The sequence below is a fragment of the Pseudomonas oryzihabitans genome, from assembly GCF_006384975.1.
Lineage (GTDB): Bacteria > Pseudomonadota > Gammaproteobacteria > Pseudomonadales > Pseudomonadaceae > Chryseomonas > Chryseomonas psychrotolerans_B.
The window spans coordinates 4,136,980-4,159,484 of record NZ_CP021645.1; the positions used below are offsets into that span (position 1 = coordinate 4,136,980).

The 22,505-nt window shown below is 65.2% G+C and carries 18 protein-coding genes; 5 read left to right on the top strand and 13 right to left on the bottom strand.

The annotated features are described in order from the left end of the window. Positions 1-159: 159 nt before the first annotated feature. Both CCZ28_RS18570 and CCZ28_RS18575 read right to left on the bottom strand, forming a co-directional pair. Complete coding sequence (locus tag CCZ28_RS18570) at positions 160-351, bottom strand: hypothetical protein (RefSeq protein WP_140220330.1); 192 nt, start codon at positions 349-351, stop codon at positions 160-162. A gap of 86 nt (positions 352-437) precedes the next feature. Next, positions 438-3,944 carry a bifunctional diguanylate cyclase/phosphodiesterase gene (locus CCZ28_RS18575; protein WP_140220331.1) on the bottom strand — a complete coding sequence of 1,169 codons (3,507 nt, stop codon included), beginning with the start codon at positions 3,942-3,944 and terminating at the stop codon, positions 438-440. Positions 3,945-4,314: 370 nt separating this feature from the next. Between CCZ28_RS18575 and CCZ28_RS18580 the strand changes: the two genes are divergently transcribed. Further along, positions 4,315-4,674 carry a BON domain-containing protein gene (locus CCZ28_RS18580; protein WP_140220332.1) on the top strand — a complete coding sequence of 120 codons (360 nt, stop codon included), beginning with the start codon at positions 4,315-4,317 and terminating at the stop codon, positions 4,672-4,674. A 58-nt stretch (positions 4,675-4,732) separates the two neighbouring features. Next, positions 4,733-5,185 (top strand): PA2169 family four-helix-bundle protein, encoded by a 453-nt coding sequence (locus CCZ28_RS18585; protein ID WP_140220333.1) that lies wholly within the window; start codon positions 4,733-4,735, stop codon positions 5,183-5,185. Positions 5,186-5,236: 51 nt separating this feature from the next. Here the strand turns inward: CCZ28_RS18585 and acs are convergent, their stop codons facing one another. The 9 genes from acs to CCZ28_RS18630 form a co-directional block, all read right to left on the bottom strand. Continuing rightward, complete coding sequence (gene acs / locus CCZ28_RS18590) at positions 5,237-7,180, bottom strand: acetate--CoA ligase (RefSeq protein WP_140220334.1); 1,944 nt, start codon at positions 7,178-7,180, stop codon at positions 5,237-5,239. Positions 7,181-7,307: 127 nt separating this feature from the next. Then, on the bottom strand, positions 7,308-8,972 hold the full coding sequence (gene pgi / locus CCZ28_RS18595; RefSeq protein WP_140220335.1) for a glucose-6-phosphate isomerase: 1,665 nt from the start codon (positions 8,970-8,972) through the stop codon (positions 7,308-7,310). A gap of 169 nt (positions 8,973-9,141) precedes the next feature. Continuing rightward, positions 9,142-9,999 carry a pantoate--beta-alanine ligase gene (gene panC / locus CCZ28_RS18600; RefSeq protein ID WP_140220336.1) on the bottom strand — a complete coding sequence of 286 codons (858 nt, stop codon included), beginning with the start codon at positions 9,997-9,999 and terminating at the stop codon, positions 9,142-9,144. After that, complete coding sequence (panB, locus tag CCZ28_RS18605; RefSeq protein ID WP_140220337.1) at positions 9,996-10,796, bottom strand: 3-methyl-2-oxobutanoate hydroxymethyltransferase; 801 nt, start codon at positions 10,794-10,796, stop codon at positions 9,996-9,998. Before panB ends, panC begins: the two co-directional genes overlap by 4 nt. A 132-nt stretch (positions 10,797-10,928) precedes the next feature. After that, positions 10,929-11,432, bottom strand: coding sequence for a 2-amino-4-hydroxy-6-hydroxymethyldihydropteridine diphosphokinase (gene folK, locus CCZ28_RS18610; RefSeq protein ID WP_167509256.1), 504 nt, complete (start codon positions 11,430-11,432; stop codon positions 10,929-10,931). Further along, the gene (locus CCZ28_RS18615) at positions 11,429-12,820 is read right to left on the bottom strand and encodes a polynucleotide adenylyltransferase PcnB (protein WP_140220339.1); all 1,392 of its coding nucleotides are present in this window, start codon (positions 12,818-12,820) and stop codon (positions 11,429-11,431) included. Before CCZ28_RS18615 ends, folK begins: the two co-directional genes overlap by 4 nt. Positions 12,821-13,681: 861 nt before the next feature. After that, positions 13,682-15,097, bottom strand: coding sequence for a sigma-54-dependent transcriptional regulator (locus tag CCZ28_RS18620; RefSeq protein WP_058769137.1), 1,416 nt, complete (start codon positions 15,095-15,097; stop codon positions 13,682-13,684). Positions 15,098-15,212: 115 nt separating this feature from the next. Next, positions 15,213-18,161 (bottom strand): sensor histidine kinase, encoded by a 2,949-nt coding sequence (locus tag CCZ28_RS18625; RefSeq protein WP_140220340.1) that lies wholly within the window; start codon positions 18,159-18,161, stop codon positions 15,213-15,215. Continuing rightward, positions 18,145-18,321, bottom strand: a complete 177-nt coding sequence (locus CCZ28_RS18630) for a hypothetical protein (protein ID WP_007159707.1) — start codon at positions 18,319-18,321, stop codon at positions 18,145-18,147. The genes CCZ28_RS18625 and CCZ28_RS18630 overlap by 17 nt, the downstream gene beginning before the upstream one ends. 104 nt (positions 18,322-18,425) lie before the next feature. Between CCZ28_RS18630 and CCZ28_RS18635 the strand changes: the two genes are divergently transcribed. Next, a complete protein-coding gene (locus tag CCZ28_RS18635; protein ID WP_140220341.1) occupies positions 18,426-18,842 on the top strand; it encodes a VOC family protein in 417 nt (138 codons plus the stop codon). Here CCZ28_RS18635 and gluQRS read toward each other — a convergent pair. Beyond that, complete coding sequence (gluQRS, locus tag CCZ28_RS18640) at positions 18,839-19,729, bottom strand: tRNA glutamyl-Q(34) synthetase GluQRS (RefSeq protein WP_140220342.1); 891 nt, start codon at positions 19,727-19,729, stop codon at positions 18,839-18,841. The genes CCZ28_RS18635 and gluQRS overlap by 4 nt on opposite strands. 68 nt (positions 19,730-19,797) lie before the next feature. Next, positions 19,798-20,241, bottom strand: a complete 444-nt coding sequence (gene dksA / locus CCZ28_RS18645) for an RNA polymerase-binding protein DksA (protein WP_058763290.1) — start codon at positions 20,239-20,241, stop codon at positions 19,798-19,800. Positions 20,242-20,531: 290 nt separating this feature from the next. Here dksA and CCZ28_RS18650 point away from each other — a divergent pair, with 290 nt between their 5' ends. Together CCZ28_RS18650 and sfsA are read left to right on the top strand one after the other, a co-directional pair. After that, positions 20,532-21,707, top strand: coding sequence for a pyridoxal phosphate-dependent aminotransferase (locus tag CCZ28_RS18650; RefSeq protein WP_140220343.1), 1,176 nt, complete (start codon positions 20,532-20,534; stop codon positions 21,705-21,707). Then, the gene (sfsA, locus tag CCZ28_RS18655; RefSeq protein ID WP_140220344.1) at positions 21,704-22,411 is read left to right on the top strand and encodes a DNA/RNA nuclease SfsA; all 708 of its coding nucleotides are present in this window, start codon (positions 21,704-21,706) and stop codon (positions 22,409-22,411) included. The genes CCZ28_RS18650 and sfsA overlap by 4 nt, the downstream gene beginning before the upstream one ends. Positions 22,412-22,505: the final 94 nt, after the last annotated feature.

A 22,505-nucleotide genomic window follows, 5' to 3' on the forward strand; every position in this document is an offset into this window, starting at 1 on the left:
AAGGCGGGACCCAGAACTAGGATGGGGCGAAAGCCGTAAAAGTTACATAATTAATAGTGAGCTATCTAAGCGAGCGGCCAAAGGAAGCCAGGGCGCAGGCCCTGATCCATGGCTCCTATGCCAGAACAGGGCCGCACCTGGGAGAGAAACCGGCGGGTGTCAGAGCGGCGTGGCTACCGCAGGCAGGGGTTCGCGGAGGGGCAGCGGATGCGGCGCGGCGATGCGCGCCTCCAGGGTGGCCACATAACTGCGGGCGTCGGCTTCGTTGAGGAAGGTGATGGCCTGCTTATCGAGACAGACCTGCCAGGCACTGGTGGTGGACTTGCGCAACGGACGGACCACGATCTTCATACTGATGCCCTCGGGAACAGACGAAAGGTGGAGGTCCGATTCTAGGGCGGTTTTAGTTGCAGAACAGTGACGTTCGTCGGTCTGGCCTAGGCGCGTTCGCGCTGCCGGTCGGCGTACCAGGCCTCGAACTCCGGTGGCGGCAGCGGGGTACTGAACAGGAAACCCTGGCATTGTTGGCAGCCCAGCTTGCGCAGGATGTCCCACTGCTCGGTGGTTTCCACCCCTTCGGCGAGGACGTCCAGATCCAGGCCCTGGCCCAGGGCGACGATGGCCGCGGCGATTGCCTGGCTGCTGTGGGTCCCGCTATCACTGCGCAATTCGTGCATGAAGCTCTGGTCGATCTTGAGCTTGTCCAGCGGAAAGCGGCGCAGGTAGGCCAGCGACGAATAGCCGGTACCGAAGTCGTCCACCGCGATGCGCACGCCCAGTGTCTTGAGGGTGGCCAGGGACATCAGCGCCTCTTCGACATTGCTCATCAGGGTGCCTTCGGTAATCTCCAGCTCCAGGTGTTCGGCCGGCAACCGGCTGCGGGCCAGGGCGCGGGAGATGGTGCTGGCCAGGTCGCGCTTGGCGAATTGCCGCGGCGAAATGTTGATGGCCAGGGTATGGAGTTCCAGTCCGAGGGCGAGCCAGTTGTGCATCTGTTGGCAGGCCGTCTCGATGATCCAATCGCCCAGGGGCACGATCAGCCCGGTTTCCTCGGCCAGGGGAATGAATTCATTGGGTGGGATCAGGCCCAGTTCCGGGTCCTGCCAGCGGACCAGGGCTTCCACGCCGATCGCCTGCGCCGTGCTCACGCTCATCAGCGGCTGGTAGTGCAGCACGAAGTCACCACGCTTGAGCGCTGTGCGCAGCCGCGATTCGAGATTCAGGCGCCGCCGCGATTGCTCGGTGAGCGCCTGGGTGTAGAAGCGGAACGTATCGCGCCCCTGGTCCTTGGCCTGGTGCATGGCCGTGTCGGCATTGCGGATGAGTTCATCGGCGCTGGTGCCATCGTCGGGATAGAGGCTGATGCCGATGCTGGCGCTGAGATAGATGTCATGGTCAGCGAGGTGAAAGGGTTGTTCGAGCTTGGCGAGCATCGCCTGGGCGATCTGGGCGGCGAATTCCGGGCGGTCGATGCGCTCGACGATGATCAGGTACTCGTCACCGCCGATGCGCGCCAGGGTGATGTCCTCGCTGAGCAGGGCTCGCAGGCGGGCGGAAAACTCCACCAGCAACTCGTCGCCCAGCGCATGGCCATGGCCTTCGTTGACGGTGCGGAAATGGTCGAAATCGAGGATCAGCACCGCCACCAGGTATTCCTGGGGTTCGGCCAGCGCCAGGGCATGCTCAAGGTGGGTACGGGCCAACAGCCGGTTGGGCAGGTCGGTAAGGGGATCATGGTGGGCCAGGTGGCTCAGGCGCGCTTCGCTTTCCCGCAGGCGAGAGGTGTCGCTGACCGTCACGGTGTACTGGCGGCGATCCTGCGGGTAGAGGGTGTCGATGGTGGTCCAGGCGGGGAAGGTGTTGCCATCGACCCGCGGCCACAGCAATTCGCCTTCCCAGCGCCCGTCGCGACGGACCGTGCGCCACAGCTCGCGATAGAAACGCTGATCCTGCCGCCCGCCGCTGGGCAGCCCCAGACGCTGGCCGAGCAGGGTGGCTTCCTGGGTACCCAGCAGCCGGGCGAAGGCCGGATTCACCGCCAGGATCCAGCGGCGCTCGTCCAGCAACAGCAGGCCATCGCGGCTGTTCTGGAACATGGCCGCGGCCTGGCGCAGGCTTTCTTCCTGTTGCTTGCGCAGGGTGATGTCCTGGGCAGTGCTGATGAAATACAGCGGGACGCCCTGGTCGTCGCGAATCAGGCGGGTGGTGACATTGGCCCAGACCGGCTGGCCGTTGCGGTGCAGATAGCGTTTTTCCAGGGTGTAACGATCCTGACCACTGTCGACCAGTTGCCGCCTGAGGGCAGCGCTCAGGGCGCGTTCGTCCGGATGGGTGACCGCCGCCGCATCGCGCTGCAGCAGTTCAGGTTGCGAGTAGCCAAGCATCTGGCAGAAGTGATGGTTGGCGCTGAGCCAGCGCCCATCCAGATCGCTGAGCATGATGCCGGTGTAGGCCTGCTCGAAGATGCCCCGATAGCGTGCCTCACTGGCGCGCTGGGCCTGGACGACGCGCTGTTGCCGGATGGCCAGCACCGCCAGGCGGGTGAATTCGGTGATCAGCGCCTGGGTCTCGGGTTCGGGCAGGCGTGCCTCGCCGTAGTAGATCCCCAGGGCGCCGACGGCGCGCTGCTGTTCATCCAGCAGGGGCAGGGCCCAGGCACCGCGGATACCGGCCGCGAGGGCGGCGTGTAGCAGCGGTTGCCAGGCCGGGTCCAGTTCGACATCGACGGTAAACACCGGCGCCCGGGTGGTGACCGCGGTACAGCAGCCCTGGTCGTGACGCTGGCGGGGCACGCTTTCCAAGGCGGCCTGGAAGGCCGGCGGCAGACTGGGAGCGGCCGCTACGCGTAGATGCTCGCCTTGGTCGTCCAGCAGCAGGGCCACGCGCATCTCGGGATAGATCCGCTCCAGCCGCTGGGCGATGCCCTGCTGGATTTCCGCCAGCGGCAGGCCGGTGAGCAGGTCATCGAGCACGTCACTGCGGGCCTGCTGCAGCTGTTGCGCCTGGTAGTCGTGATGGATGTCGGTCAAGGTGCCCTGGATCTCGCCATCCAGACCGGCGCGCAACTCCATCTGCATCCAGCGATGACTTTCCACCGACAGCCGCAAGCGGACCACGCCACTCCAGTGCAGCCGCTGACCGGCGGCGAAATCCGCCACCAGCTTTCGGAGCTTGGCGCCGTCCTGCGGATGGAAGGCCTGATCCAGCGGCTGGTTGAGCGACTGGGTCGCGGATTGCCCGGTCAGATTTTCCCAGGCCGGATTGAGAAAGCGCCAGCGGCCCCGCGGATCGCTGGCGAACACCACCAGCGGCAGATGCTGGACCAGCTCGCGATAACGCCGCTGGCTGTCCTGCAGGGCCTGCTCGGCGAGCTTGTGGCTGGTGATGTCGACCAGCGCGCCGCGGGTGATGCCGGCTTCGTCGAAATCGCTCTGCCAGTTGAGCCAGCGCCAGCTGCCCGCGCCGTCGTCGAAATGGGCCGAGAAATTCAGCGGCCCCTGCATGTGCTGCAGGCGTTCGAGCATGCTGCGCACATGGTCGCGATCGTCGGCCCAGGCGCAAGAAGCGATGGTGGCGACTTCCAGCGGCTTGCCGGTGTTGGGCTGGCGCAGCATCACCAAGGCGCGCTCGGAACAGAGCAGGCGACCATCGGGCAGCAATTGCCAGTCACCGGTGTTGGTCAGCCGCTGGACGAAATCCTGGGTCGCGCGTTGCGCCTGCAGGGCTTCGATGATGTCTTCGCGGTGTTTGAGCTGCCGACGCATCAGGTCATACAGCGCCAGCGCCACCAGGCTGACAAAGCCCAGTCCCTTGAGGGTCTGCCAGGGATAGTGGCTGGCGGACTCGCCAACCAGCGCCTGCAACAGCGCATCACTGCCGATCACCCAGAGGGCGCTCAGTATCAGATATATCAGGGCAATGCGCGCAGGGGAGGGAAGCCGCATCCCGGATCCTCAAGGGCCCCGAGCTTGGGTGTCGGGTTCAATCCAGAATTGACCTGCCAAACGTGCGGCAGTTCTGGTTTCGCTTGCGAGAAAAGCGCGGAATCTCATCGTCAGCGAGATCGCCGTCCCGGCAGGAAAAGCATCGCTGCAGACGCTGGCAGCGTTGTTGTCTGATCTCGTGCAATTTACCCGCATTTCTGCCGCCGGATTGCATTTTGCCCGCTGCTTATTTCCTGGGTTTTTCTATAAGTATTTGATTTTTAACGTATTTAAAAAGGTCTGGAATTCGCCGCCAACGTTGCGCTCTACATAAAAGTCGCTGCTGCCAGGACTTAGGCGCAGTACAACCAAGGAAAACAGGAGTCATCTCATGAAAAAGACTTTCGGTACCTTTGCCCTCGCTGCCGTCACCGCTTCCGTACTGAGCCTGCCGCTGGCCGGCGGCGCCTTCGCGGCCACCAGCCAGAATATGACCCTGGCGGCCAACAACTCCGTGGACAAGACCGAAGAAGCCGTGTCCGACACCTGGATCACCAGCAAGGTGAAGGCGTCCTTCCTGGCTGACGAACACATCAAGGGCACCGCCATCAAGGTCGAGACCAACAAGGGCGTCGTTTCCCTGTCCGGCACCGTGGCCACCGAGGCCCAGCGCGACCTGGCCATCAAAGAGGCCAAGGCTATCAAGGGCGTCAAGGCTGTCTCGGCCGATGCTCTGAAAGCGGCTCAGTAACCCTGAGCACGATGGCAGCGCCGGTCGCTGCCATCGCCCTTCACCCCGGAGAACTCTGATGACCGACACGACCGAAACCCTCAACGATCTGATCGAGATCGCCCGTGATGGCAAGAATTTCTACGAGCACGCCCTCACCGAAGTGAAGAGCCCCGAGCTGAAGGCGCTGTTCACCGAAATCGCCCAGAGCAAGGCTGAAATCATCAGCGCGCTGAGCAGCCAGGTATCGGCTGCGGGCGAAAAGCCAGCCGAGCAAGGCACCTTCGCCGGCAGCTTCCGCAAGTACTACACCGACGTCAAAACCTCCTTCGCCAGCAAGGAGCGAGAAGAGGTTACCTACGTCAGCGAATTGGAAGAGCAGGAAGACCGCCTGCTGCACGCGCTGGAGCGTGCCGTGAACGAACACGCCACGCCGGATGCCCAGGCCAGCCTGCGCAGCCAGCTGGAAAAGGCCCGTGCGACCCATGATCGCATGCGTGACCTGAAGCACCGTATGCAGGCCGCCCACTAAGGCAGCCGGTACGAAAAGCCCCGCCAAGCGGGGCTTTTTTTCGCCCTGGGTTCAGCTTTTGGTCGCGCGGTTGAGGCGTGCCTCGATCAGACTGTCGACCACCGAGGGGTCGGCCAGGGTCGAGGTATCGCCCAGGCTGTCCAGCTCGTCGCAGGCGATCTTGCGCAGGATGCGTCTCATGATCTTGCCCGAGCGGGTCTTGGGCAGCGCCGGCGCCCACTGCAGGAATTCCGGCTTGGCGAAACTGCCGATCTGGTCGGCTACCTGTTGGCGCAGTTGTGCCTTGAGTTCATCGCTCGGGGTCACTCCGCCCTTGGTGGTGACGAAGGCATAGACCGCCTGGCCCTTGACCTCATGGGGGCAACCCACCACCGCCGCCTCGGCCACGTCCGGGTGCTCGGTGAGCACGCTTTCCACCTCGGCGGTGCCGATTCGGTGGCCGGAGACGTTGAGTACGTCGTCCACCCGCCCGGTGATCCAGTAGTAGCCGTCCTCGTCCCGCCGGGCACCGTCACCGGTGAAGTAATAGCCTGGATAGGCGCTGAAGTAGGTATCGATCAGCCGCTGGTGATCGCCGTACACGGTACGGATCTGGCTGGGCCAGCTGGCCTTGATCGCCAGCACGCCGCTGCCGGGACCCTCGATCTCCCGGCCCTGTTCGTCCAGCAGCACCGGCTGCACGCCGAAGAAGGGCAGGGTGGCCGAGCCCGGTTTTAGCGCCAGGGCGCCGGGTGGCGGGGCGATGAGGATGCTGCCGGTCTCGGTCTGCCACCAGGTGTCGACGATGGGGCAGCGCCCTTCACCCACCACCCGGTGATACCACTCCCAGGCCTCCGGGTTGATCGGCTCGCCGACGCTGCCCAGCAGCCGCAGACTCTGCCGCGAGGTACGCTGCACCGGCGTATCACCTTCACGCATCAGGGCGCGCAGGGCGGTCGGGGCGGTGTAGAAGATGTTGACCTGGTGCTTGTCCACCACCTGCCACAGACGACTGGCATCGGGATAGCTCGGTACCCCCTCGAACATCAGGGTGGTGGCGCCGTTGGCCAGCGGGCCGTAGACGATGTAGCTGTGCCCGGTCACCCAGCCGACATCGGCGGTGCACCAGAAGACCTGGCCCTCGTGGTAGTCGAACAGGTACTTGAAGCTCAGGGTGGCGCCCAGCAGATAGCCGCCGGTGGTGTGCAGCACCCCCTTGGGTTTGCCGGTGGAACCCGAGGTATAGAGGATGAACAGCGGATCCTCGGCGTCCATGGGTTCCGCCGGGCAGTCGGCGGTCACGTCAGCCACCGCCTGGGCGTAGGAGAGATCGCGCCCCTCCACCCGGGCTACCGCGGCGCCGGTGTGCTCCACCAGCAGCACCGTATGGACCTCCGGGCACTTGGCCAGCGCCTTGTCGACGTTGGCCTTGAGCGGGATGTGCTTGCCGCCGCGTACGCCCTCGTCGGCGGTGATCACTACCTGGCAATCGGCGTCGAGGATACGGTCACGCAAGGCCTCGGGCGAGAAGCCACCGAATACCACCGAGTGCACCGCGCCGATCCGCGCGCAGGCCAGCATGGCGTAGGCCGCTTCGGGAATCATCGGCAGATAGAGGCAGACCCGGTCGCCTTTTTTCACCCCGCGCGTCTTGAGCACATTGGCCAGCCGGCAGACCTGTTCGTGCAGCTGGCGGTAGCTGATGGCCTGGCTGTCGGCGGGATCGTCGCCTTCCCAGAGGATGGCGGTCTGGTCGCCACGCGCGCCCAGGTGGCGATCGATGCAGTTGTAGGCGACGTTGAGCTGGCCGCCGCTGAACCAGCGGGTGCGGCCCTGGCGCATATCGCCGCTGTGGACCTCGTCCCAGGTGCGGAACCAGTCGAGCAGGGCACTGGCCTGCTCGCTCCAGAAGCGCTCCGGCTGCTCCACCGAGCGCTGGTAGAGTTCGCGATAACGGGCTTCGTCGAGATGGGCACGGGCGCCCAGGCTCTCGGGCACGGGGTAGCGTTGGCTCATGGCCGGCTCCTTCTTGGTGTTGTTGTGCTCACCAGTTTAGGCCGCGAAAGGCGAGGCGGGGTTCAGCCGGGCGACAAAACGAAAAAAGCGCCGCAGAGCGGCGCTTTTCAGGGGGAACGAGAGACGATTAGCCGCGGTGGCGACCGCGGAAGTAATCAATCAGACCCTGGGTGGAACCATCGTCCGCCTTGCCTTCGGCACGACCGATGATGTGCTGGTAGACGTCCTTGCCCAGCTCCTTGCCCAGCTCGACACCCCACTGGTCGAAGCAGTTGATGCCCCAGATGACGCTCTGTACGAACACCTTGTGCTCGTACAGGGCCACCAGCGCACCCAGGCGCCGCGGCGAGATACGCTCCAGCACCAGGGTGTTGCTCGGGCGGTTGCCCGGGATCACCTTGTGCGGCGCCAGCTTGGCGATCTCGGCTTCGCCCAGGCCCTTCTCGCGCAGCTCGATCTCGGCTTCTTCGCGGGTCTTGCCCAGCATCAGCGCCTGGCTCTGCGACAGGCAGTTGGCATAGAGCCACTGCTGGTGATCAGCCACCGGGTTATGGCTCACCACCGGGACGATGAAGTCGCCGGGGATCAGCTGGGTGCCCTGGTGGAGCAACTGGTGGTAGGCGTGCTGGCCGTTGCAGCCGACGCCGCCCCAGATCACCGGGCCGGTCTCCAGGCTCACCGGCGAGCCGTCCTGGCGCACGCTCTTGCCGTTGGACTCCATGTCCAGCTGCTGCAGGTGCTTCACGAAGTTACGCAGGTGGTGGTCGTAGGGCAGGATGGCGTGGCTGGTGGCGCCCCAGAAGTTGCCGTACCAGACCCCGAGCAGGCCCAGCAGCACCGGCATGTTCTCTTCGAAGGGCGCGCTGGTGAAATGCTGGTCCATGGCGTAGGCGCCGGCCAGCAGGTCCTTGAAGTTGGACATGCCGATGGCCAGGGCGATGGGCAGGCCGATGGCCGACCACAGCGAATATCGCCCGCCGACCCAATCCCACATCGGGAAGATGTTCTCTTCGGCGATGCCGAATTCCACCGCCACCTTCACGTTGCTGGAGACGGCGATGAAGTGCTTGTGCAGCTCCGGCTCCGGGCAGCCCTGGGCCAGGCACCAGGCGCGAGCGGCCTGGGCGTTCTTCAGGGTCTCCAGGGTGCCGAAGGACTTGGAGGAGACGATGAACAGGGTGGTATCGGCGGCCAGCTTGGAGGTCACCTCGCGGAATTCGCTGCCGTCGATGTTGGCCAGGTAGTGGCAACGCACGCCGCGCTGGGTGAAGGGCACCAGCGCCTCGGACACCAGTTGCGGGCCGAGGAAGGAGCCACCGATGCCGATGTTCACCACGTCGGTGATGGGCTTCTCGGTGTAGCCGCGCCAGAGGCCGTTGTGGATGCGGCTGACCAGCTCGGTCATCTGGTTCAGGACCCGGTGCACCTCGGGCATGATGTCCTGGCCATCGATCTGGACGCTGTCGCCCACCGGACGGCGCAGCGCGGTGTGCAGGGCCGGGCGGTGTTCGGACGAGTTGACGTAGGCGCCGTCGAACAGGGTGCGGATGGCCCCTTCGAGACCCGCTTCACGGGCCAGGTTGACCAGCAGCTCGCGGGTCTGCTCGGTGATGAGGTTCTTGGAGTAGTCGAGGAACAGACCACTGCTGCTCAGGGAGAAATGCTTGAAACGCTGCGGATCGGCGGCGAAGGCATCGCGCATGCGGAAGTTCTGCATGGCCTTGCGGTGATCCTGCAGCGCTTTCCAGGAGGCGAGCTGGGTCACATCGAGAGGCTGTTGATAGTACTCCATGGGTCGGCTTTTCCTTGGTGGCTCTTGTTTGCTGTTGTGCCCCACAAGCCAACGGCTTGCAAGGGAAAATCGGACGCGGCGCGGCGATGCGCTTCGAGCATGAAAAAGCCCGGTATGTTCCGGGCTTCCTGGGTACGGGCAGGCTGGGGTGCGCTAACCTTCGGTTGCGTCACACTCGGTGCTTGCGGCGAAAGCTCAGATTGTCGATCAGGCGGGTCTGGCCGAGATAGGCGGCCACCAGCAGGACCAGGTCGCGGTCCTCCGCGCCGGCGGTTTGCAGACTAAACTGCCGGCGCAGTTCCAGATAGTCGACTTTAAGCCCAAGAGCTTGCAATTCGGCGACACCGGCGGCCAGGGTCGGCTCGATCGCGGCACCCGCGCCGAGCTGGTCGGCCAGGCGTTTCAACAGGCTGTACAGGCAGGGCGCGCTGGCCCTCTGGCTGTCATCGAGATAGCCATTGCGCGACGACAGCGCCAGGCCGTCGGTCGCCCGCACCGTGGGCTGGGCGACGATCTCGATGGGCATGTCCAGGTCCTGGACCAGCTTGCGGATCACCGCCAGTTGCTGATAGTCCTTCTCGCCGAAGACCGCCACGTCCGGTTGTGCCATCTGGAACAGCTTGGTGACCACCGTCGCCACGCCCTCGAAATGGCCCGGACGCCGCGCGCCGCACAGGCCCTCGGACACCAGGGGTACGTTCACCCGGGTCAGGCCGTCCATGCCGTGCGGATACATCTCCGTTACCGCGGGGGCGAAGAGCAGATCGCAATGGGCCTCGTTGAGCTGGCGGCTGTCTTCCGCGAGGGTGCGCGGATACTTATCCAGATCCTCGCTCGGGCCGAATTGCAGCGGGTTGACGAAGATGCTCGCCACCACGAAATCGGCGTGGCGCCGGGCGGTGTCCACCAGGGCGATGTGGCCGGCGTGGAGATTGCCCATGGTGGGCACCAGGCCGATGCGCAGACCTTGGCGGCGTGCAGCGGCCACGGCGGCACGTAGTTCACGTACGGTATGCACCGTCTTCATGCGGAAAATCCGTGTTCGGGAGCGGGGAAGCTGCCGTCCTTGACGGCGGCCACGTAGGCCGCGAGGGCAGCCTGGATGCTGTCCTGGCCGGCCATGAAATTGCGCACGAACCTGGGCGTGCGACCACGTAGCGCCAGGCCGAGCATGTCGTGCAGCACCAGCACCTGGCCGTCGGTGGCGGCACCGGCGCCGATGCCGATCACCGGCACACGGGCGGCGCGGGTGATTTCTTCGGCCAGCGCCGAGGGTACGCATTCGAGCAGCAGCATGGCGGCGCCCGCGTCTTCCAGTTCCTTGGCCGCGTCACGCAGTTGCTGGGCGCGTACCGGATCGCGCCCCTGCACCTTGAAGCCGCCGAAGACGTTGACCGACTGGGGCGTCAGGCCCAGGTGGGCGCAGACCGGTACACCATTGGCCGCCAGACGGCGGATCGGCTCGGCCAGCCAGCCATCGCCCTCGAGCTTGACCATCTGCGCGCCCGCCTGCATCAGGCGGCCGGCGCTGGTCAGGGTCTGCTCCAGGGTGGCGTAGGTCATGAACGAGAGGTCGGCGACGATGAAGGCCCCGGCCTGGCCGCGCTTGACGCAGGCGGTGTGGTAGACCATGTCGTCGAGGGTCACCGGCAGGGTGCTGTCGTGGCCCTGCAACACCATGCCCAGCGAATCGCCGATGAGCAGCATCTCGACGCCGGCCTGGCTGGCGGCCTGGGCGAAGGTGGCATCGTAGGCCGTCAGCATGGCGATCTTCTCGCCACGTTGCTTGAGGCCCTGAAGGGTCGTGAGGCTGATATCAGGCATGCAAAAGGGTCCTCATGGGACGGCGCTATGGTTATTGTCTGGCGCCGCGAGCGCGGTTTCGCACCGCGCAAAAAACGGCTGCTATAGTCTCGGCGCATCCGGTACAAGTCAATGACCGTTGTTACCGCCGTGTTACCGGGTGGGTAACGACGGTACCAGCCGCTCCAGGCCTTCGAAAGGGCAGGCGGATAGCAGGTCGGACAACTGGCGGCCGTCGGGCAGGCGCAATCCGGGCGCGAGATCGGCCAGCGGATAGAGCACGAAGGCGCGGGCGTGCAGGTGGTAATGCGGCACCTGCAGACGGGGCTCGTCGATCAGCCGCTCGCCGAACAGCAGGATATCGATGTCCAGGGTGCGTGGCCCCCAGCGCTCGTCCTTGCGCACCCGGCCCTGCTGCTGCTCGATGGCCTGGGTGGCGTCGAGCAGGTCCAGTGGGGCGAGGGCGGTATCCAGGGCCGCCACGGCATTGACGTAGCGCGGCTGGTCGGGCGGTCCCAGCGGATCGCTGGCATAGAAGGCCGACACCGCCACCAGGCGACTCTCAGGCAGCCCGGCCAGGGCCTCCAGGGCAGCGTCCAATTGGCGCCGGGGCTCGGCCAGGTTGCTGCCCAGTCCGAGATAGACCCGCTCCATCATTCGTCGCCGGACGAGGGCGCATCGGAGGTGCGCCGCTTGCGACTGCTGCCGCCACGACGGCGACGCTTGGCGGGAGCACCTTCTTCGCGGCTCAGGTTCTTGATCATCTCGCGCCGCTGGCTGTCGCCGACCTCCTGGTAGCGGGTCCACCATTCGCCCAGGCCACCGGTTTCCTCGCCGGCGCTCTCGCGCAGCAGCAGGAAGTCGTAGCCGGCGCGGAAGCGCGGATTCTCCAGCAATTGATCGGCGCGCTTGCCCTGGCGACGTGGCAGGCGCTCCTGCATGTCCCAGATCTCCCGCATGGGCAGGGTGAAGCGCTTGGGTACGGCGGTGCGCTGGCACTGTTGCTGCGTCAGGTCATGGGCAGCTTCCTGCATGGCCGGAATCGGCGGCAGGCCCCGCTCCTGGTGATAGCGAACGCGCTCGGGCAGCGCCGGCCAGAGCAATGCGGCGAAGAGGAAGGCTGGGGTGACCGGCTTGCCTTCACGGATGCGCGCATCGGTATTGGCCAGCGCCTGGCGAATCAGGCTGCCGGCGTATTCAGGGTCTCGTTCCAGGGCTTCGCCACTGGCGGGGAAGAGCGGCGCGAACAGGCCGTATTGGCACAGCAGTTCGAAGGTGCGCTCGGCCTTGCCGCCGAGCAGCAGCTTGATCACCTCGTCGAACAGCCGCGGCGCCGGGATATCGCGCAGCAGGGGTGCCAGGCGACTGATGGGTTCAGCGGTGGCCGCCTCGATCTGGAAATCCAGCTTGGCGGCAAAGCGCACGGCCCTGAGCATTCGTACCGGATCTTCCAGGTAGCGTTGCTCGGGATCGCCGATCAGCCGGATCTGCCGCAGGCGGATATCCTGGGCGCCGTTGGCATAGTCGAGGATGCGTTCGCCGCTGGCATCGTAGTAGAGCGCGTTGATGGTGAAGTCGCGGCGCTGGGCATCCTGTTCCTGGTTGCCATAGATGTTGTCGCGCAGGATACGGCCGCTTTCATGGCGCGAACCCTGGGCATCGTCCTCGGCATCGCCCGTCGGATGATTGGCCCGGAAGGTGGCGACCTCGATGATTTCGCGGCCGAAGTGGACATGGACCAGCTTGAAGCGCCGACCGATCACGCGAGCATTGCGAAATTCGGCGCGGACCTGTTCGGGCGTGGCGCTGGTGGCGACGTCGAAGTCCTTGGGGGTGAAGCCCAGCAGCAGATCCCGCACACAACCGCCGACCAGATAGGCCTGATAGCCGGCCTTTTCCAGCCGGTCGACCACGTTAAGGGCGTTGCGACTGATCCGCTCTCGTTCCAGAGCATGCTGACTGCGCGGCAGTTCGATGGGCAAGGCAGGGGCGGGCGGGGTACGTCGCAGGGGCGAGCGCAGGGTCTGGATCAGCTTCTTCAGCATGCGAGTTTCTGTTCGGGAAGACGGCTATACGCAACCTGGACCATAGCTTGGGCCATTGCGCAATAGATAAGGAGGGGATCTTGAACGAGGGAGGGGAGGCTGTCAAAGGCACTGGGGGAGCCGAAGCTCCCCCCCAAAGTGGTACGTGCTTTGTTTTTATTGTTTATCCAGACCTCTTGTTTTTCTTGTGTGGTCTGTCCCGTGCGGATACCGGCCGCCGGGAGGGCTCTGAAGTCTAGAGCCAAGAGCAAACGGATTATTTTGGAAGCTGATGCCGTCAGGATCATTCCTGCTCTGCCTGGTACGGGTGCTGCCTCGGGGCAGTTTTGTTGTTCTCTGTCCTGACATCGCGCGGAACATCCCGCAAGACGACTCTTCTCCAAAATGATCAGTTAGCTACGCCTCCGCCTGCTTGTTCTTATTGTGCTGGAGCCGCTGCGTCTTGTTTTTGTTATGGAGTGGGTACGTTTTTATTGTTCTTGTGCCAGAACATAAAGCAGATGCCGTGCCAGTTTTTAAAAAGTCTTTAATTTCAATGCTTTGCGAAAAATGTAGCCTTTTCATGAGTAGGCTACAGGCAAGATTTCGTTACCGCTGAACCCGCTTCCTGTTACGGCGGTAACACATTGCAAAGGATGGGGCGGGTGGGAGAGGGGTGTTACCGCAGGAGCGCGAAGAGGTTCCCGCGCTCCTGTAAGAGCCTGTTCATAATCTGCTGCGCGTCGGCCAAACTGCGTTGAAAACGCCCTGGAAGGCCAGCCCCGTCGGAATGCTCATTTACCACTCGTAAACTCCGCTTCCTCAGGCGTTTTCGCCTTGTTTGGCTCTAGCTCGCAAGATTTTGAACAGGCTCTAAGGACCTCAGGAGGCGTCGCTGCTGGCACTGGCCTTGCGGCGTGGGATGCCCAGGCGCTGACGGCGCTCCCACAGGCACTTGCGGCTGACACCGAGCTTGCGGGCGAGCTCGGTTTCGGTCATGTGGTCCTGGTGCTCGAGGACGAAGTGCTGGAAGTAGTCCTCCAGGGACAGATCCTCGGTGGGCTCGTGGGCGCCATTGCCGTTACCCAGGCCGGTCGCGGGCAGCGGGTCCAGGTAGCTGTCGGCCAGATCGAGTTCGCCGAGTTCGACATCGATGCCCAACTGGTCGGCATTGATTTCCTGGCCTTCGCTGAGGATGACCGCGCGCTCGATGGCGTTTTCCAGCTCGCGGACGTTACCCGGCCAGCTGTAGTGACGGATGGCCGCTTCGGCCTCGGCGCCGAACTTGAGCCCCGGGCGACTCATGCGCGCGGATTGCCGGGCGAGGAACACCCGGGCGATCTCCATGACGTCACCACCGCGCTCGCGCAGGGCCGGCAGGCGCAGGGAAATGACATTGAGGCGATAGAACAGGTCTTCGCGGAACTGGCCAATCTTGGACAAGCCCTTGAGATCGCGGTGGGTCGCAGCGATCAGGCGTACGTCGACCTTCTGCGACTGCACCGAGCCGACCCGGCGGATCTCGCCTTCCTGCAGCACGCGCAGGAGGCGCGCCTGGGCTTCCAGGGGCAATTCGCCGATCTCGTCGAGGAACAGGGTGCCGCCATCGGCCGCTTCCACCAGGCCGGTACGGCTGGCGCTGGCGCCGGTGAAGGCGCCCTTCTCATGGCCGAACAACTCGGATTCGATCAGGGTTTCGGGAATGGCCGCACAGTTGACCGAGATTAGCGGCGCCTTGGCCCTGCGCGACAGGTTGTGCAGCGCCCGCGCCACCAACTCCTTGCCGGTGCCCGATTCGCCCTGGATGAGCACGGTTGAATCGGTGGGCGCGACCTTGCGGATCTTGCCGAACAGATCCTGCATCGGCGCGCAGTTGCCGATGATGCCGATCTCGCCGGTGGCGGGCGGCGGCGCGGCGCTTTCCTCGACGGCGGCGGGCGCGCGCTGTTCGCGCTCCACCAGGATGCGGGCCACGGCCTGCAGCATCTCGTCGTGATCGAAGGGCTTGGCGATGTAGTCCACCGCGCCCTGCTTCATAGAGTCGACCGCCGATCTCAGGCTGGCGTAGCTAGTCATGATCAGCACCGGCTTGCCCTTGGCGAGGTCGATCATCTCGGTGCCGGGCGCACCGGGCAGGCGCAGATCGCTGATGACGAGATCGAAGCTCGCGACGTCGTAGAGATCCTGGGCCTCCTGCACGGAGCCGGCTTCACTGACGCGGAACTGGTTGCGCTCGAGCAGGCGGCGTAGCGCCGAGCGGATGATCTTCTCGTCTTCGACAATCAGAATATGGGCCATCAAGTGCGCTCTCTTACGGGAAGGCAGGCCGACCCACGCCAGGCAGCGTGTCTTGTCGCGGTCGTCTGGGCTTCCGAATGCTTTAGCAGAGCCAGCCAGCAGGCGGCTGGCTCCGTCACGGCGCCTCCGACAACCCGAGATAGCGCGGTAGCAGCACCCGAATGCGGGTGCCCTGGCCGGTCACGGGGTCGGTAGGACTATCGATCATTATCTGACCATAATGCTCTTCTACGATCGAATAGACCAGAGCCAAGCCAAGCCCCGTCCCCTTGCCCGGATCCTTGGTGGTGAAGAAGGGTTCGAACAGGCGGCTGACGATGGCCTTGGGGATGCCGCTGCCCTCGTCCTCGACGCTCAGGGTCACGGTTTGCGCCTGGGCCTCGCTGCGTACCCGGATCGGCGCGCCGGGTGGCGAGGCATCGCGGGCGTTGGACAGCAGGTTGATCATGACCTGCACCAGCCGCTGCGGATCGCCCTGGACGAAGTGCTCGGGATCGCAGAGGTTGAAGAAGTCGACGTCCACGCTCTGGCGGTTGAGCGAGAGCAGGGCGATGGCCTCCTGTGCCGCCTCGGCCACGCACACCGCCTCGTGGGCCTGCTGGCGACCGCCGGCGTGGGCGAAGCTCATCAGCGATTGGACGATGCGGGTGATGCGCCGGGTCTGCTCGATGATCTGGCTGCTGATCTCGTCGATTTCCTCGTCCGCCTCGCGTTCTTCACGCAGATTCTGCGCGAGGCAAGCGATGCCGGTGACCGGATTGCCGATCTCGTGGGCCACGCCCGCGGCTAGTCGACCGATGGAGGCGAGGCGCTCGGAGTGGATCAAGCGGTCTTCCAACAATTGGGTCTCGCTGATGTCTTCCACCACCAGCACCGTGCCGTTGCTGCCCACTGCCAGGGGTTCGTCGATGGTCGCCTTGTGCAGGTTGAGCCAGCGCTGCTCGTGTTCCTGGGGCAGGCGCTGCTTATAGAGGTGCTGCTGCGCCGGCTCGGCGAGGAAGCGTTCGAACAGGTCCTGCCAGGGATCGGGTAGGGCATTGAGGCGCGAACCGACCACCCGCGCGCCGTCGATGCCGGTGAGTTCCTCCATGGCGCGGTTCCACATCAGGATCTCGCGGTCGCGGGCCAGGGAGCAGACGCCCATCGGCAGCTCCTGCAGGGTCTGGCGGTGGTAGCGGCGCAGGGCGTCCAGTTCGGCGGCCAGACCGGTCAGGCGGGACTGGTAGTCTTCCAGGCGGTTTTCGATGAAGTGGATGTCTTCGGTGGCATAGGCCTCGCTCTCCGCCTTGAACGGCAGGAAGGTCTCGACGATGTCCTGGGCGACCCGTGGCCCCATCAGGCCGGAGAGGTTGGCTTCGATGCGGTCGCGCAGGCGGCGCAGGGCATAGGGCCGGCGCTCGTCGTAGGGCAACAGTAGGTCGGCCAGGGCGCGTTCGACCTCCTTCTGGGCGGTCTTGGCGCCGAGCGGCTTGGTCAACTGGGCGGCGAAGTCCTGCGGCGAACTGGCCGCCAGTTCGCGACGCTGCGGCCGGCGCACGTTATCGACGGCGCAGGCTTCGGCGGCGCTCTTTTCCTCATCGCTGGCCTCGGTGAAGAGCGAGACCAGGGCGAACACCAGCACGTTGACGGTCAGCGAGGCCACCGCTGCCAGGTGCCAGTTGCTGGCGCTGATGCGATAGCCGAAGGCACCGATCTGCAGCGGATTGATGTCGGCCACCAGCGGCATCAGCATGCTCAGGAACCAGAGGCCCAGGCCGCACAGCAGGCCGGCGATGAAGCCCTTGCGGTTGGCGGTCTGCCAGTAGAGTACCGAGAGCGCCCCGGGGAGGAATTGCACGGTGGCCACGAAGGAGACGATGCCCAGGCTGGAGAGATCGCCATGGCCATGCAGCAGGCGATAGAAGCCGTAGCTGCCGAGGATGATGGCGGCGATCAGCATCCGCCGCGTCGTGCGCAGCCAGCGATAGATGTTGCCGTCGGTGGGTGGCTGGTAGAGCGGCAGCACGATGTGGTTGAGCAACATGCCCGACAAGGCCATGGTCACCACGATGATCAGGCCGCTGGCCGCCGACAGGCCGCCGACGAAGGCCACCAGCGCCAGCAGCGGATTGTCCAACGCCAGGCCCACGCCCAGGGTGAAGTATTCCGGTGGGGTCGGCGAACCCAGTGCCAGGCCGCCCCAGAGGATCGGCGGCACCGCCAGGCTGATCAGCAGCAGGAACAACGGCAGACCCCAGCTGGCGCTGACCAGGGCCTGGGGGCTGAGGTTCTCGGTGAAGGCCATGTGGTACATGTGCGGGGTGACGATGGCTGCGGCGAAGAACACCAGCAACAGGATTCGCCAGGGGCCTTCCTGCAGCGGGGTGTGCAGGGTGGAAAGGGCGCTCTGGTTCTGTTGCAGCCAGTTTTCCAGACCATTGGGCCCGCCGAATACGGTATAGAGGGTGACGCCGCCGACGATGCCCAGGGCCAGCAGCTTGACCAGGGACTCGAAGGCGATGGCTACCACCAGGCCTTCATGGCGTTCCTTGGAGTTGATCTGGCGTGCGCCGAAGAGCATGGCGAACAGGGTGATGAGCAGGCAGAAGCCCAGTGCCGGGGCGTCCTGGGCGCGGGCTTGCACCAGGATGCCGGCACTGGTGGCCACCGCCTGGATCTGCAGGGCCAACAGCGGCAGTACCGCGATCAGCATGCCCAGACTGGTCAGGGCGCCGGCCCAGGTGCTGCGAAAGCGGAAGGCGAAGAGATCGGCCAGGGACGCCAACTGGTAGGCGCGGGTCAGGCGCAGGATGGGATAGAGCAGCACCGGCGCGAGCAGGAAGGCACCGCACAGCCCCAGGTAGTAGGCGAGAAAGCCGTAGCCATAGTCGTAGGCCAGGCCCACCGTGCCATAGAAGGCCCAGGCGCTGGCGTAGACCCCCAGCGACAGGGTGTAGATCAGCGGATGGCGTACCAGTCGGCGCGGCACCCAGCCCTTCTCGGTCATCCAGGCGACGCCGAAGAAGATCAGCAGGTAGCCGGCGCTGATCAGCACCAACTGGGACAGACTAAAGCTCGTCGGCATCGCGTTGGCTCTGCAGGATGAAAGTTACCACGATGAGGATGAGCCACAGCAGGTAGGGGCGATACCAGGCGCCGCTGGGGGCGATCCACCAATCCATGATGGCGGGGGAGAACAGATAGATGCCTACCACTAGGAGCAGGACCAACCGGTAGATGTACATGCGCGGTTCCCGAGCGGCGATGGCGCCATGGTAAAGCAAAAGCGATGTACCCCGGCGACCCCTCCGCTTTACCTTGAAGGCTTCTTTGCCGTTGGAGATCGCCGATGACCACGCCCCGGCTTCAGGCCGTCCTGGAAACCGCGCTCTACGCCATCGACCTGGCCAGGGCCAGGCGCTTCTACGAGGAGGTGCTGGGCCTTGCGCCGATGTTCGCCGACGCGCGCCTGGCCGCCTACGCGGTGGGTGCCAGCGTGCTGTTGCTGTTCCAGCGGGGCACTACCGAGCAGCCGGTGAAGCTGCCGGGCGGCAGCATTCCACCCCATGGCGCCCAGGGCTGCCAGCATCTGGCCCTGGCGATCGCGGCGGCCGAGCTGGACCTATGGGCGACACATCTGGCCAATGCCGGGGTGCCCATCGAAGAGCGTACCCAGTGGCCGCGTGGCGCGGTCAGTCTGTATTTCCGCGATCCAGATGGGCATCTGCTGGAGTTGGCCACGCCGGGGCTGTGGCCCAACTACTAGTCCGGTAGCTGAGCCTCGGCCAGGTGGAGCACCCGTGGGATCAAGGCCGCATCCCAGTGGGCGACGCCCCAGGCGAGGACGCTGGCGGGAGGCTCTTGGGCCAGCTCCTGGTGGATCGGCTGGCCCAGGGTACGCAGGGCGCGTACCAGCAGCGCCCCGGCCTGTTCCGGCGGCAGCGGTGGCGAGCGATAGCTCTTGCCCAGTTTGTGGCCGTCGGGTTGGATCAGCAGGGGCACGTGCAGATAGCGTGGCGCCGGATGGCCGAGCATTTCCTGCAGATAGAGCTGGCGCGGCGTCGAGTCCAGCAGGTCGGCACCGCGCACCACGTCGGTCATGCCCTGCAGGGCATCGTCCATCACCACGGCGAGTTGATAGGCGATCAGGCCGTCGCGCCGCTGGATGACGAAATCGCCTACCTCGCGGCCCAGGTGCTGGCGGAATTCGCCCTGTACCCGGTCGACGAAGCGGTATTCCAGCTCCGGCACCCTGATGCGGATGGCGGCGTCCGTTTCCGGCAGGCCGCGGTTGCGGCAGTAGCCGGGATAGAGGCCACCGCTACCTTCGAGCTGTTTGCGCGAACAATCGCAGGCGTAGGCCAGGCCGCTGGCCAGCCACTGCCCGATGATCGCTCGATAGGCGTCCAGGCGCTCGCTCTGGCGCAGCACTGGGCCGTCCCACTCGAAGCCATAGGCTTCCAGGGTCGCGAGGATGGCGGCCTGGGCGCCGGGGACTTCGCGTGGCGGGTCCAGGTCTTCCATGCGCACCAGCCAGCGACCACCCGCAGCGCGGGCGTCCAGGTAGGAGGCAAGGGCGGCGACCAGGGAGCCGAAATGCAGATAGCCGCTGGGGGTGGGGGCGAAACGGCCGACATAGGGGCGCCTGGACATAGCTCATCCTGTGAATGCCGGATAGAACAAAGGGCGCCGTAGCGCCCTCGTCGAAGAGGCAGGAGGACTCAGGTCCCGGTCTGCTTTTCGCGGATCTCGGCCAGCGTCTTGCAATCGATGCACAGACTGGCGGTCGGGCGGGCTTCCAGGCGACGGATACCGATTTCCACGCCGCAGGAGTCGCACCAGCCGTATTCGTTGTCCTCGATCAGTTGCAGGGTTTCGTCGATCTTCTTGATCAGCTTGCGCTCGCGGTCGCGGGCACGCAGTTCCAGGCTGAATTCCTCTTCCTGGGTGGCGCGATCGGCCGGATCGGCGAAGTTGGCCGCCTCTTCCTTCATGTGGTGCACGGTGCGATCGACTTCTTCGCGCAGCTCCTGCTTCCACTTGTTGAGGATGGCGGTGAAGTGGGCGCGCATGCGCTCACTCATGTATTCCTCGCCCTTGGTGGGCTCATAGGGTTCGTAGCCACGGGCCAGATGATTGTTCTGCTGATTTGCTTCGCTGGGCATGATTGACCCTCTCACTTTCGCTGATCCTGTCCACAGGCTGGATGCGTTTCCAGGCCTCTCCATGATGGAACGCCCGGGGTCTGTGGCTGCCGATGGCGTCCCGCGCAATGCCGACGCCAGGCTGAATATGTTCTCGACTGGCCAGTCGCCCTGCGGATGCAAGCCGGCGAACTTACCAGAAGCTTCCTGGGGGCGCTACTACCGGGCCCCCGCTCCGTCGGACACGGCGGGTGCCGGCCTGCGAAGCCTTGGTTAGAATCCCGCCTTCGCCACAAGTTCGGACCCCGTCCATGTCCAATTCCTACAGCGCGCGTAGCCAAGCCATCGAGCCCTTCCATGTGATGGCCCTGCTGGAGCGCGCCAACCAGCTCCAGGCCGCCGGGCACGACGTCATCCACCTGGAAATCGGCGAGCCCGATTTCACCACTGCCGCCCCCGTGGTCGCCGCTGGCCAGGCCGCGCTGGCCGCGGGCCAGACGCGTTACACCGCTGCCCGTGGCCTACCGGAGCTGCGTCGCGCCATCGCGTCCTTTTATGGCGAACGCTATGGGGTCGACCTGGACCCGGAGCGCGTCTTGATCACCCCCGGTGGCTCCGGCGCCCTGTTGCTGGCCAGTGCCCTGCTGGTCGATCCCGGCCGCCACTGGTTGCTGGCCGATCCCGGTTACCCCTGTAATCGCCATTTCCTGCGGCTGGTGGAAGGGGCGGCCCAGTTGATTCCGGTCGGTGCCGATACCCGTTACCAACTCATCCCGGACCTGATCGAGCGGCACTGGCAGCCGGCCAGCGTGGGTGCCCTGGTGGCCTCACCGGCCAATCCGACCGGGACCCTGCTCGACCGCGACGAACTCGCCGCCCTGTCGGCCAGCCTCCAGGCGCGTGGCGGCCATCTGGTGGTGGACGAGATCTATCACGGCCTGACCTACGGCCTGGATGCACCCAGCGTGCTCGAGGTGGACGACTCGGCCTTCGTGCTCAACAGCTTCTCCAAGTACTTCGGCATGACCGGCTGGCGACTCGGCTGGTTGGTGGCGCCGCGCGCCGCCGTGCCGGAGCTGGAAAAGCTGGCGCAGAATCTCTACATCAGCGCCTCCACCGTCGCCCAACAGGCCGCGCTGGCCTGTTTCACGCCAGAGGCCATGGCTATCTTCGAAGAGCGCCGCGCCGAATTCGCCCGGCGCCGCGACTATCTGCTGCCGGCGCTGCGTGGGCTGGGCTTCGAGATCGCCGTCGAACCCCAGGGTGCCTTCTATCTCTATGCCGATATCTCGGCCTTTGGCGGCGATGCCTACGCCTTCTGCCAATTCCTGCTGGAGAGCGAGCACGTGGCCATCACCCCGGGGCTGGATTTCGGTCGCCACCGTGCCGACACCCATGTGCGCTTCGCCTATACCCAGTCGCTGCCGCGCCTGGAAGAGGCCGTCGCCCGCATCGCCCAGGGCCTGCAGCGCTGGAGTGCCCGGTGAAATTCGATCCGCCGCTGGAAGAAGGTCGCCTGCTGCGCCGCTACAAACGCTTTCTCGCCGACATCGAGACCGCCAATGGCGAGGTGCTGACCCTGCACTGCCCCAACACCGGGTCCATGCTCAACTGCCAGCCGGCCGGGGCGCGGGTGTGGTTCAGTCGGGCCAGCGGGCCCAAGCGCAAGCTGCCCGGCACCTGGGAGTTGGTGGAGACGGATCACGGCCGCCTGGCCTGCATCAATACCGCCCGTGCCAATCGACTGGTGGAGGAAACCCTGCTGGCTGGCGGCATCCCGGAACTGGCGGGCTTCACCGCCCTGCGTCGGGAGGTGGCCTACGGCCTGGAAAACAGCCGTGCCGACTTCCGCCTGAACTATCCTGCCGGACCGCTGTACCTGGAGGTGAAGAGCGTTACCCTCGGGTTCGCCGATACCGCGGTCGCTGCCTTTCCCGATGCGGTGACCACCCGCGGCGCCCGTCATCTGCGAGAGCTGGCAGCCCTGGCCGCGGCGGGTGAGCGGGCGGTGCTGCTCTATTGCGTGCTGCTCGACGGCATCGAGGCGGTGCGCCCGGCGGCGGAAATCGATGCCGCCTATGCCCTGGCCCTGGGCGAGGCACGCCGGCAGGGGGTGCAGGTGCTGGCCTACGGCGCCCGGCTCTCGCCCGCCGGATTGCAGTTGGACCGAGCTCTGCGCCTGGCTGACTGACGGGACATCCCTGAAGCTGATCGTTCGGACAGGATCTGGCAGGCGCTTTGCTTGCGCTTGTCGCCCATCGATCGCCGCTACCGGCGATCCTGTT